We start from the raw sequence: 11,706 nt of genomic DNA, 5'->3' as shown, positions 1-11,706 counted from the left end.
CAATATCCTCACAATACATATAATATCGAATATCAAATCCATTGAGTTTTGCATAAAGATTAGCATCAAACATCAAAAATGCCCCTGATGCCCAATCAACATGCATGCTCTGAGCAATCAAATCCTTATCCAATACTGATGGATTATTCCCTGTTACATATGATTTTATAAAGTCAGTGAGGGAAGGGAACTTCCTTATAGAATTATCATACTTTATAAAGCCCTCATCCCTAAACAAATTAATAGTGGCTACTCGTGAATTATCAGACCTCATATTATATATGAGCGCCAACACATCCTCAGGACTAACAATGACATCAGGGTTCAAAACAAGAAACCAGCAGTCCTCCCCCCCCCCTTCTTTGTAAGCAGCTTGGAAAACTTTATTGTTATTTTCACCAAAACCAATTTTTTTATCGTTAGAAAGATAATTTATATTGGAGTGTTCGCACCATTGCTCAAATCCATCCTCCTTGACATTGTCAATCACAAAAACATCAAACTTATCTGCCAGGTTACCAATGCACTTTAAGGACTTAATCAAATCAAAATGATAGTGAGACACTACAGAAATTACGACTTTCACAGACACGCCCCCCTGACAACAACATTTCTTGCATATTCAAGCCACTGCTCATGACACGAACACACTTGCTTGTTTCGAATATTAACCTCTTCATGAGAAGCACCAGCACCACTATTTTCAGAAATCAATTCTCTTATAATTTTTGCAATCTCATGGGGAGCCAAATCACTATCAACTATATGTACAGCACCGGGGTTTAATTCCTTAATCATTAAAGAAGAAGGTATTTCAGTTGTGACCACTCTACAACCAGATATATACGCCTCTATATTTGGCAGTCCCAGACCTTCCCACTTTGACAAACATACAAATAGTCTTGACTTCATTAATGTACGAATAAATTCATCTCGCGATACGTTTTTTATTACACTCACGTCATCGATGACTTGCCTGCTCGCATTCAGAGCAATTACATTCACATTTAAAGTTCTTAATTCGTTAACCACACTGAGTGTTTTCACTGGGTCCTTGTAGAGGCCATCGCGAATGACAGTGACAACATCATTGCTCACCGCCTCCCCCCTTAAATTAGAAAACGCAAAGGGAACAAATGAAAAACCCTTAACTAATTCAAAATCAGGATCACCTATTTTTTTAGCAAGAACTCTATTAGTAAAAATCAAATTCCGGGAGTTAAGGTAATTTTTCCACAACACCCCTCCAATTACTTTTACCTTCGTAGGATAAAAATCAACCTCAACATCCTGAACTAAAGCAAATCGACTTCTTTTAACTACGTTGAACAATGATGTAAGATGATGGGTAGCAATATAATTTTTACAAAATAATGAATAACAAGATAAAAACACGAAGGATAATAAATTAAGAAGTGTGTTAATTTTACCACGAATAGGCGGACACAAGCTCACATCGTTAACTTTCTTGACGCTGAAACCGGAGTGACAATACACATTAAAACCAACAGACTCAAGGTGTTTGGCTAACTCCAAGGATACTAGATTTCCCCCAGACAACGCAAAACGCGGGATTGCAATATATATATTCACTTTTCAATCCTTTAAGTACTTTACATCAAAATACTTCAATGCCATGTACAATCTGTGCGTGGAAAAATAAAAACACATGACATACTTTTCTATTTTATTTCTTGAATATATAATTTTCTTCGCCCTTACCATTTCATTATATCTTTCACGTAAGCTATCAGAGTTTTCATTCAATGTACTAAAACTTAAGTCATGTTCTAACTCATAATCAAGCACAAAAACACTTGCTTCAACACTTCTAGCAAATAACATCAAATCATCATCGGTACAATAATTCCTCAGTTTTTCATTGTACTCAAAACCATGCTGAGCTAAGAACTTCAAAGATAATGCCATACCACTATTAATCGCTGATATCTTGCAGCCAGCGACCTCCCCTTTTGGCGAAGTATGAAAATAAACTCCTTTGATGTAGAATATTTTTGTTGGGCTAACAATCTTATCTCTAAATCTAACAACAGGAAGAAGTATATTATACTCTTTGTCACGCGTAGATTTTTCAAACTGTTTGAAATAATTACAATCGAAAGTCGTATCTTGATCAAATATAAAAAGATACTGTTTATCAGCGATACTATCCTTAATCACCTTATTATAAACTTGCGATAATGGTTTATTGTCTGGGCAGTTAAAGTATGCGGCTTTCAAACCAAGCTTTCTTAAATTACCTGTTGCAACATCGATGCAATCTAAGTTTACATGACTAGGGCTATTATCCCAAAACAACACTTCATATTTTTTCTCGGAGATTTCTTTTTTTATAAAAATATTTAGTAAAGAACAGTATGTTTCTGACTCTAGTATTCGCCTATTGTAAAGCACAACCAATATTATATTTTTCATTTTAATCGACCATTAGATATATGTTTATCATTAAAAATGATCCATAGGAAAAATGCAGTCATTATTTTTTCTGAAAAGAATATTGGCCCTTTAAGAAGAAAGCTAAAAATCAAGGCCAGAAAGCCCATTAAAAATAATGATTTAACTATGGCATTTGGTAGATAAATGTTCGAGTTGAACACAATGACAAAATGAATTGCGTAACTTAACACGAACACCAAACCGGCAATACCAAATGCGATATAATTCAGTATTATCCCAGAATCTGTAGCATATTGAGCATTTATGCTTGGCTGTGCCCATATTCCCATACCTGTCAATGGTGGGACATCCCAGGGAATGAATAGATAACTATTCATTAACTCATTCGTTGATGCTGTTTCAAATGACCCAAATTCAATAAAATTAAATATTGGCTCAAATACAAATTGAAAAAATGAATATACTTCCTCGCTATCTGATATTGTAATGAAAGAAATTAAACATAGTGCCAAACCTAGGCACACATTAATACTATAAAATAGCTTTCTATTAGTAGACACAAATAAAATAAAGAAAGTAAATAACACCAATAAAAAGCCACTCCGCCCAGCAATAAGAGACAGAACAATGATAAACAATGTCGCAAAAAAGAATTTATAGTTCAAGGCGTATCGTTCAGAAAAACACCAGGGGATAAAAAACAGATACAGAATACCATAACCAATTGATGTGTCATAAATAGACAGACCCGATAAGCCTGTCGCTCTGAAGTGTCCCATTTCCGCCAATACCATCCATTCATCTGTTAGTTCAATAATAGAATTGAACTCACTTCTGAAAGCGGGGAAAATTAATTGCAAAGCAGTGATTGCAAGCTGGAATATTAGAGCAAAGAATATTGAATCCTTAATATTTTCAGAGTATTCCCCATGCAACCTCAAGGCAACTTCCCTAATGAAAAGACAACATCCTATCGGGATCACAACTGCTTTAAAAATATACCTAATCAATATGAACAAATAAGTTTCATCATGTTCCACATAAAAACAAAACAAGACCATGAGAACAAAAAAAGCCCACCACTTTAACTCTAAAAATATTAGAGAAGGTAGTTTTCCAAAAAAACAATAATAAATGAAACCCAGTACTGAAAATAAAAGCGGAGGGTATATTTTCACACCCGCGACAATATAACTACCTGAAAACAAACTAAAGGTAACAATTATATTAAAAAGTAGTTTTTTTGTTAGCATGCTTCTCTTCAGTTCGAATTGGAAGTAATGAATTCAAGGCTAGGCAATCTTCTATCTTTTTCTGATACTATTTTATTTTCAGTGACTGGCCATTGGATATCTAATTCTTTATCATTCCAAGCAATACCACCCTCACTATTCGGACTATAATACCTTGTAGCTTTGTACAAAAGCTCAGCAGACTCACTTAGCGTGAGAAAACCATGTGCAAAGCCTTCCGGGATCCATAGCTGACGCTTATTTTCCCCAGAAAGATATGCACCAACCCATTGTCCAAAAGTGGCTGAGCTTCTTCTGATATCAACTGCCACATCGAAGACTTCACCAGTAACACAGCGAACTAGCTTGCCTTGAGCATACGGCTCCAACTGGTAATGCAATCCACGTAACACACCTTTAGAGGACTTTGAATGATTGTCCTGCACAAAATTAACCGCATATCCCACCGTATCCTCAAATTGCTTATGATTAAAACTTTCGAAGAAAAAACCACGTTCGTCACCAAAGACCTTTGGTTCAAAAATAAGGACATCAGGTATAGCAGTCTTGATTACGTTCATTTTAAGCATTCCAACAGGAATAATTCTAGGCCCATAAGGGGGACACCTCCCCCAACATCATCAATGTCAAGTGTTAGCAACCATCCTCAGCAAGTACTGTCCATATGCATTTTTTGCAAGTGGTGCAGTCAGTATTCGTACTTGGTTGGCATCAATAAATTTCTGACGATAAGCAATCTCTTCAGGGCAAGCAACTTTCAACCCTTGCCGACGTTCAATGGTCTGAATGAAATTACTAGCTTCAATCAAGCTCTCATGAGTACCTGTATCCAGCCACGCATATCCGCGCCCCATCATTGCAACTGACAGATTACCTTGCTCAAGGTAAATGCGGTTAATATCAGTGATCTCCAGTTCGCCACGGGGAGAGGGCTTCAGACTCTTGGCTATCTCGACCACACTGTTGTCGTAGAAGTAGAGCCCTGTCACCGCATAATTGCTCTTGGGCTCCAACGGCTTTTCTTCTAGTGAAATAGCGTTACCTTGCTTATCAAATTCCACCACTCCATAACGCTCCGGGTCATGCACATGGTAGGCAAAAACGGTGGCGCCACTCTCTTTGGCCGCGGCCGCCTCCAGCTGTTTCTGCAGGTCGTGGCCATAGAAGATGTTGTCACCCAGCACCAGCGCACAGGGGTCTGAGCCGATAAACTCTTCACCCAGAATAAAGGCTTGCGCCAACCCGTCCGGGCTTGGTTGTACCTTGTATTGCAAATTCAGACCCCACTGGCTGCCATCACCCAGCAATTGCTCAAAACGGGGAGTATCTTGCGGCGTGCTGATGATCAAAATATCGCGAATCCCCGCCAGCATCAGGGTGCTGAGCGGATAGTAGATCATCGGCTTGTCATAGATAGGCAGCAGCTGCTTGCTCACCGCCATGGTCACCGGATAAAGACGGGTGCCTGAGCCACCGGCCAGAATAATGCCTTTACGTTTGGTCATGATGCTTGTTTCTTATTTTTAAATTGCAAAAGAAAAGGGTGGCTTGCGGCCACACCTTTTACGTTTTGTCCCTGCCAGCCTGGGAGGCAGTCACTACATCCCTGGCCAGTAATTTACTTGCCGAGGATCTCGGTCAACATCCGCTCCACACCGACGGTCCACTCCGGCAGCACCAGATCGAAGGTGCGCTGGAATTTGCCGGTATCAAGGCGGGAGTTATGGGGGCGTTTAGCCGGAGTCGGGAAGGCGCAGGTCGGCACTGCATTGAGTTGTGTCACCGCCAGTTCAACGCCAGCCTCTCTGGCTTTGGCAAACACCAGCTGGGCGTAGTCAAACCAGGTGGTGGTACCGGAGGCAATCAGATGGTACAGCCCGGCGACCTCGGGTTTGCACTGCGCCACGCGGATCGCATGGGCGGTGCAATCGGCCAGCAACTCGGCGCCGGTCGGAGCGCCGAATTGGTCATTGATGACCGACATTTCGCTGCGCTCCTTGCCAAAGCGCAACATGGTCTTGGCAAAGTTGGCCCCCCGAGCGGCGTAAACCCAGCTGGTGCGGAAGATCAGGTGACGGGAACAAAGCGCGGCCCCTTGCTCACCCGCCAGCTTGGTTTCGCCATAGACGTTGAGCGGGGCGGTTGCATCGGTTTCCACCCAGGGGCGCTCACCGCTGCCATCGAACACATAATCGGTGGAGTAATGCACTAACCAGGCACCCAATGCTTCCGCTTCTTTGGCTATCGCTGCCACGCTGGTTGCGTTAAGCAGCTCGGCAAATTCCTGCTCGCTTTCGGCCTTGTCGACTGCGGTGTGGGCTGCGGCGTTGACTATCACGTCCGGCTTGACCAAACGTACCGTGTCGGCCACCCCGGCCGGGTTGCTGAAATCACCGCAATAGTCAGTGGAGTCAAAATCAACGGCCGTGATGCGCCCCAGCGGCGCCAGTGCTCGTTGCAGCTCCCAGCCTACCTGACCGTTTTTGCCAAACAGCAGAATATGCATCAGGCACGCTCCCCGTAATTCTGCTCAATCCAGGATTGGTAGGCACCGCTCTTGACGTTGCTGACCCACTGCTGGTTATCCAGATACCACTGCACGGTTTTGCGAATACCCGACTCGAACGTTTCTTGCGGTTGCCAGGCAAGCTCGGCGCTCATCTTGCTGGCGTCAATGGCATAACGGCGATCATGACCGGGGCGGTCAGCCACATAGGTGATTTGATCGCGATAGGAGCCATCCTTGGGCACCATCTCATCCAGCAGATCGCAGATGGTATGAACGACGTCCAGATTCTGTTTCTCGTTATGACCGCCGATGTTGTAGGTCTCGCCGATCACACCTGTGGTGACCACGGTATAGAGCGCGCGGGCGTGATCTTCCACATAGAGCCAGTCACGGATCTGGTCGCCCTTGCCATAGACAGGCAGCGGCTTGCCATCCAGCGCATTGAGGATGACTAGCGGGATCAGCTTCTCGGGGAAGTGGAACGGGCCGTAGTTGTTGGAACAGTTGGTAACGATGGTCGGCAGGCCGTAAGTACGGCGCCAGGCGCGCACCAAATGGTCACTGGAGGCCTTGGAAGCAGAATAAGGACTGCTGGGGGCATAGGGGGTAGTTTCGGTAAAGAGCGGCAGTACCACACCGGGTTCGACTTCATCTGGATGGGGAAGGTCACCATACACCTCGTCGGTGGAGATGTGGTGGAAACGGAAGGCCGCCTTGCGTACCTCGTCAAGACCGTTCCAGTAGGCGCGAGCCGCCTCCAGCAGCATGTAGGTACCGACGATATTGGTCTCGATGAAGTCGGCAGGGCCGGTGATGGAGCGATCAACGTGGCTCTCGGCCGCCAAGTGCATCACGGCGTCCGGTTGATGCTGGGCAAAGACCCGATCCAGTTCAGCGCGGTTGCAGATATCCACCTCCTCAAAGGCATAACGTTCACTGTTTGCGATACAGGCCAAGGATTCCAGGTTGCCCGCATAGGTGAGTTTATCAAGGTTGATAACTGAGTCGTTGGTATCCCGGATGATATGGCGCACCACAGCCGAGCCGATAAAACCGGCACCGCCGGTCACAAGGATCTTCATTGAAAGGTTCCTGATTGCAATCTAATAAAAAGAAGAGACGTATAGTGATGTTGTACTGTCTTATGGCACCACGATTTGTCCATGGAGAAGAGGACGTGATTGTAGTGACACCATTGAATATCACAGAGTGGGCAACACTTAATAATTACTGATAAAACAAAGTGATAAGTAGATATGACGACTAAAGGTCCTCTACAGCGATAAGATCACTCAGGAGTGATGCACATAGACAATAATTATGCTACCGCCCTTGAGTTACAGCTCCCAACATGCTGCCTTTAAACTGATTGTGCTCGCTGTTGGCCATCATATCCTCCAGCTTCTTGTTCTGTTTGATGTTTAACAATGGTCGCATCACATTGCACATCCAGGCAGCCCGATAGCCTGCACTGCTCACATCTTGGGCAACCTGTGCCCAAAACCCAATTTTGGGTTAGATTCTATCTCGTTTGCCCCTAGGATGAACAGTCAATACACGAGGAAACCCCTGAGAGGAGCAGGATTCAATACACACCTTTTCTTTCCCCTCTATGCTCGCCTCATCACTCCCCTCATTGCCACCAGAAGTCTCTGGTTGCCAGAGGCCATTCCAAGCTGATGATAAACATATTTAAATTCAGATGGTTAATGTGTCCTATCATCTGGTGGCACAACTCGCTGTATGGCCTTGCCTCGGCAGGCGCCCTATCTCCCTGGTCAACGTCAACAAAGAGGTTTCCCCTCCCCCATGCGATCAGAACGGTCGCTCCCTGCCTCATTAAGACCCAATGGAGATGCAAGCAAGCCATCATCTAACTTGAATAACATCTCTGAACTTTGTTGGTCATGGCTAAGTCAAGGCTGGTAATAAAGGCAGGCACGATTCAGTCCCGATACAGGGGGGCAAGGTAGGATCCGGATTGACTCGCCCTCTTCTTGACCCTCTAATTGACAGCCTGGACCCCTATCATCATGCATCTTATGAAAATCCTACTGGTCGAAGACGACAAGCTGCTCAATCACCACCTATCCACGCTGCTGACCGAGGCCCAGAACCAGGTTCACAGCACGGACAATGCCCAGGTGGCGCTGCACTACGCGGCCGACTATCCCATCGACGTGGCCATCATCGACCTCGGCCTGCCGGACATGGACGGCCTGCAGCTTATCAGTCGTCTGCGCGAGCAGCAGATCCCCTTCCCCATCATAGTGTTGACTGCCCGGGGCAACTGGCAGGACAAGGTGGAAGGCCTGGAAGCCGGTGCCGATGACTACCTGGTCAAGCCCTTCCAGAAAGACGAATTGCTCGCCCGTCTCAATGCCCTGGTGCGGCGCAGTGCCGGTTTCATCTCCCCCAGGGTAAAGGCGGGTGATTATGAGCTGGATCTCTCCCGCAAGGAGCTGACCATTTCCGGCGAAGTCACCGTCCTCACCAGCTTCGAGTACCTGATCCTGGAGTACCTGATGCGCAACGCCCGTCAGGTTGTCTCCAAGCAGCAGCTGCTGGATCAGCTCTATGGGGACGGTGAAGGGGATCCCAACACCATAGAGGTCATGGTGAGCCGCCTGCGCAAAAAGCTGGATCCGGAGGGGAGCATCCAGCCCATCTCCACCATCCGCCGGCAGGGTTACATCTTCAACCTCTCCTGCAGTTGATACACCCCGTCATGCTGACCCCCATGAAACTGATCCGCCGCTCGCTGCATCTCAAGTTGATGATGAGTGCCATGCTGGTCATCGCGCTCATCATGGCCTTCTCGGTCTATATCCTCTACCTTGGCCACACCGAGGAGCAGGCCCAGAAGGCCAGTGCCCGTATGCAGGAGAACCTTTCCAAGCTGTTCTCCTCCAAGCAGCCTGAGCCCCACGCCATCACGGATCTCGGCAGCCTCACCCCGGATGCCATCGACCCCAATCTCGACACCCTGATCTGCCGCGCCGACGGGGCGCTGAGCTGGTCCAGCCTGCACATGCCCGAGGTGGTCTCCATCAAGGAGACCATCTGCCAGGACCTGATGAGGTACCTGGGCGGCCTGGATCAGGACTATTTCTTCAAGTTGCACACCATCAAAAATGGCGAGAGCTACTTTATTTACAGCCTGCGCTTCCTGCGCAATCACGGTGACGGTCCTACCACCTATTACGTGGTGATGGTCGACTCCGCAAAGCGCTACCAGGCACAGACCCGCGACTACCTCTACCGCTGCATTCGCCAGGCCCTGCTTGCCTACAGCCTGCTGGGCGCCCTGCTGCTGCTCACCAGCTTCTGGAGCCTCACCTCCCTGCGAACCATGGCGCGACAGATCGACGAGATCCGCGCCGGCACGCGGGAGGAGTTGTCCAGCGACTACGAGCGGGAGCTGACACCGCTGACAGAATCGGTCAACCAGCTGCTGGAGAACGAGCGCCAGCAGACCCAGCGCTACCAGCATGCCCTCAATGATCTCGCCCACAGTCTGAAGACACGGCTGGCACTCATCCAGATCACCGCCCAGGAGCTCAAGCTCGGCCACGAGATCCATGACAACATCAGTGAACAGATAACTACCATGGATCAGATAATCCAGTACCAGTTGCGCCGTGCCGTTACGGGCCGCAAGCGTCTTGCCAGCAAGGGAACCGAGCCAGTCCCCCTTATTGAAAAGCTGCTGGCCAGCCTCGCCAAGGTATACCGCCACAAGAAGCTGCAGACGGGTTTCCAGTTCGATGACGATGTCTTCTTTCACGGTGAACAGGGCGACCTGATGGAGTTGATGGGCAACCTGCTCGACAACGCCTGCAAGTTCGCCATCAGCGAAATCCAGGTCAGGGTCAACCGCCAGGGCCGTGGGCTGCTCATCGTGGTGGAGGACGACGGCCCCGGCATCGCCCCCGGCAAATCGCAGCAGATCTTCCAGCGCGGGGTCAGGGCCGACAGCTCCCCGGGCCAGGGGATAGGGCTCGCCGTGGTGACCGAGATAGTGCACAGCTACGGCGGCGAGATTCGGGTGGATGAATCCCCCCTCGGCGGCGCCCGCTTCCATATCTCCCTCCCCTGACAGATCGGGGCCAGGCTGACACCTGGCCCCATCCTTTTGCCTTGCGCTACGACGTCATTTTGGCGCCAGACCCCATACTTCCCCCTCGCAGCCCAGATCCCCTGAGGCATGAGAACACAGGGGCTAGCCCCTGTGACCTCCCCTGGCGGGCCTGACGCTTCTCGAAGAGCACATGACAGACGGACACAACAGACATAAAAAAACCGGCCGCGAGGGCCGGTGAAACAGTTCAGGCTTGTCAGGTGACAATGCGCACCCAGCGGATGAAGACAGCTTCCAATTCCCTGTGAAACCCTGTCTTCTTGAGTACGTGGGTTCACTCTACGCCAGGGTCACTGAACCAAGACTTAACCGTCATGACATCGATTCCCTGCCTCAGAGCCTAAACCCGAGAGACTGGCGCAGATAGGCGCCCGCACCGAGCAGGCCCGGGCCTTCGTGGGTGATGAGAAACACGGGGATGTCTTTGAGATAGGGCTTAAAGCGCCCCTTGTCCTCAAACGCCACCCGGAAACCCGAGGCGATGAAGAACTCCTGGAAGCGCGGTACTATGCCGCCGGCGATGTAAACGCCGCCAAAGGTGCCCATGTTGAGCGCCAGGTTGCCGGCAAAGCGGCCCATCAGCACGCAGAACAGGCTCAAGGTGCGGCGACAATCCAGGCAGTCTCCCGCCAGCGCCCGCTCGGTGATGTCTTTGGGGGCGAACGCCTGTGGCTCACGGCCATCGGATTTCACCAGGCCGCGGTAGAGGTTGACCAGACCCGGGCCCGACAGGAAACGCTCGGCCGACACATGCCCCAGCTCGCCACGCATCACCTGCAGCACGGCATCTTCCTCTTCCGTGTTGGCGGCGAAGTCCACGTGGCCCCCCTCGCCGGGCAGGCTCAGCCACTGTTCGCCAGCCTGCACCAGATGAGCCACCCCCAGACCGGTGCCGGCACCATAGATGGCGATGGGCTTGCCAGCCACCGGCTCGGTGCCGCCCAGCTGGATGCGATCCCCGTCAGCGAGGACCGGGACAGCCATGGAAACAGCGGTGAAATCGTTGATCACTTGCAGGCGGTCCAGGCCCAGGTTGGCCTGCATCTCGCTGATGGAGAACTCCCAGCTGTGGTTGGTCATGGCCACCCAGTCGCCATTGATGGGGCAGGCGATGGCGATACAGGCCTCACCCACCTTGGCATCGTGCTCTTCCAGATAGAGGCGCACCACGGCCTCCAGGCTGGGATGGGCCAGGCCCGAATAGGTTTTTGCCTGGGAAATGGCGCCCGTCGCCAGCTCACAGAGGGCCAGACGGGCATTGGTGCCGCCTACATCGCCCACCAGCGCATGGGTATGCTGCATAACAAACTCCTTCGTTACCGACTCGGGGCGGCCCTTACCGTCCCGACCTTGTTATTTGGCAGTCATACTACTCGACCCCACCG

11 protein-coding genes are annotated in these 11,706 nt (G+C 49.2%); 2 read left to right on the top strand and 9 right to left on the bottom strand.

The genetic code is table 11. From position 1 onward, the window contains the following. The 8 genes from J9885_RS18565 to rfbB all read right to left on the bottom strand — a co-directional run. Positions 1-586: glycosyltransferase (locus tag J9885_RS18565; protein WP_210550345.1), on the bottom strand; the 586-nt coding region annotated here is incomplete at its 3' end. Next, complete coding sequence (locus J9885_RS20210; RefSeq protein WP_210550344.1) at positions 583-1,593, bottom strand: glycosyltransferase; 1,011 nt, start codon at positions 1,591-1,593, stop codon at positions 583-585. The genes J9885_RS18565 and J9885_RS20210, both read right to left, overlap by 4 nt. A gap of 3 nt (positions 1,594-1,596) precedes the next feature. Then, positions 1,597-2,436, bottom strand: a complete 840-nt coding sequence (locus J9885_RS18555) for a hypothetical protein (RefSeq protein WP_210550343.1) — start codon at positions 2,434-2,436, stop codon at positions 1,597-1,599. Further along, positions 2,433-3,671, bottom strand: coding sequence for a hypothetical protein (locus tag J9885_RS18550; protein ID WP_210550342.1), 1,239 nt, complete (start codon positions 3,669-3,671; stop codon positions 2,433-2,435). Before J9885_RS18550 ends, J9885_RS18555 begins: the two co-directional genes overlap by 4 nt. 8 nt (positions 3,672-3,679) lie before the next feature. Then, complete coding sequence (gene rfbC / locus J9885_RS18545; RefSeq protein ID WP_210550341.1) at positions 3,680-4,231, bottom strand: dTDP-4-dehydrorhamnose 3,5-epimerase; 552 nt, start codon at positions 4,229-4,231, stop codon at positions 3,680-3,682. Between the two features lie 66 nt (positions 4,232-4,297). Further along, complete coding sequence (rfbA, locus tag J9885_RS18540; RefSeq protein WP_210550340.1) at positions 4,298-5,176, bottom strand: glucose-1-phosphate thymidylyltransferase RfbA; 879 nt, start codon at positions 5,174-5,176, stop codon at positions 4,298-4,300. 113 nt (positions 5,177-5,289) lie between these two features. Beyond that, complete coding sequence (gene rfbD / locus J9885_RS18535) at positions 5,290-6,177, bottom strand: dTDP-4-dehydrorhamnose reductase (RefSeq protein ID WP_210550339.1); 888 nt, start codon at positions 6,175-6,177, stop codon at positions 5,290-5,292. Then, positions 6,177-7,262 carry a dTDP-glucose 4,6-dehydratase gene (gene rfbB, locus J9885_RS18530; RefSeq protein WP_210550338.1) on the bottom strand — a complete coding sequence of 362 codons (1,086 nt, stop codon included), beginning with the start codon at positions 7,260-7,262 and terminating at the stop codon, positions 6,177-6,179. The genes rfbD and rfbB overlap by 1 nt, the downstream gene beginning before the upstream one ends. A 960-nt stretch (positions 7,263-8,222) precedes the next feature. Between rfbB and J9885_RS18525 the strand changes: the two genes are divergently transcribed. Both J9885_RS18525 and J9885_RS18520 read left to right on the top strand, forming a co-directional pair. Next, the gene (locus tag J9885_RS18525) at positions 8,223-8,897 is read left to right on the top strand and encodes a response regulator (RefSeq protein ID WP_167576612.1); all 675 of its coding nucleotides are present in this window, start codon (positions 8,223-8,225) and stop codon (positions 8,895-8,897) included. Positions 8,898-8,920: 23 nt separating this feature from the next. Then, positions 8,921-10,279, top strand: coding sequence for an ATP-binding protein (locus tag J9885_RS18520; protein ID WP_246877009.1), 1,359 nt, complete (start codon positions 8,921-8,923; stop codon positions 10,277-10,279). A gap of 375 nt (positions 10,280-10,654) precedes the next feature. Here J9885_RS18520 and glk read toward each other — a convergent pair whose 3' ends face one another. Then, positions 10,655-11,623, bottom strand: a complete 969-nt coding sequence (gene glk / locus J9885_RS18515; protein ID WP_210550336.1) for a glucokinase — start codon at positions 11,621-11,623, stop codon at positions 10,655-10,657. Positions 11,624-11,706 lie beyond the last annotated feature (83 nt).

Source organism: Aeromonas sp. SrichE-2G (assembly GCF_017939565.1).
In the GTDB taxonomy this organism is placed as follows: Bacteria; Pseudomonadota; Gammaproteobacteria; order Enterobacterales; family Aeromonadaceae; genus Aeromonas; species Aeromonas taiwanensis.
Note: the sequence above shows the minus strand (reverse complement) of the source record. Positions and strands in the feature narration are given on the sequence as shown.

Coding starts and splice junctions, on each gene's coding strand:
- J9885_RS18555 (WP_210550343.1), bottom strand. CDS start 2,436: ATGAAAAATATAATATTGGTTGTGCTTTACAATAGGCGAATACTAGAG.
- J9885_RS18550 (WP_210550342.1), bottom strand. CDS start 3,671: ATGCTAACAAAAAAACTACTTTTTAATATAATTGTTACCTTTAGTTTG.
- rfbC (WP_210550341.1), bottom strand. CDS start 4,231: ATGAACGTAATCAAGACTGCTATACCTGATGTCCTTATTTTTGAACCA.
- rfbA (WP_210550340.1), bottom strand. CDS start 5,176: ATGACCAAACGTAAAGGCATTATTCTGGCCGGTGGCTCAGGCACCCGT.
- rfbD (WP_210550339.1), bottom strand. CDS start 6,177: ATGCATATTCTGCTGTTTGGCAAAAACGGTCAGGTAGGCTGGGAGCTG.
- rfbB (WP_210550338.1), bottom strand. CDS start 7,262: ATGAAGATCCTTGTGACCGGCGGTGCCGGTTTTATCGGCTCGGCTGTG.
- J9885_RS18525 (WP_167576612.1), top strand. CDS start 8,223: ATGAAAATCCTACTGGTCGAAGACGACAAGCTGCTCAATCACCACCTA.
- J9885_RS18520 (WP_246877009.1), top strand. CDS start 8,921: ATGAAACTGATCCGCCGCTCGCTGCATCTCAAGTTGATGATGAGTGCC.
- glk (WP_210550336.1), bottom strand. CDS start 11,623: ATGCAGCATACCCATGCGCTGGTGGGCGATGTAGGCGGCACCAATGCC.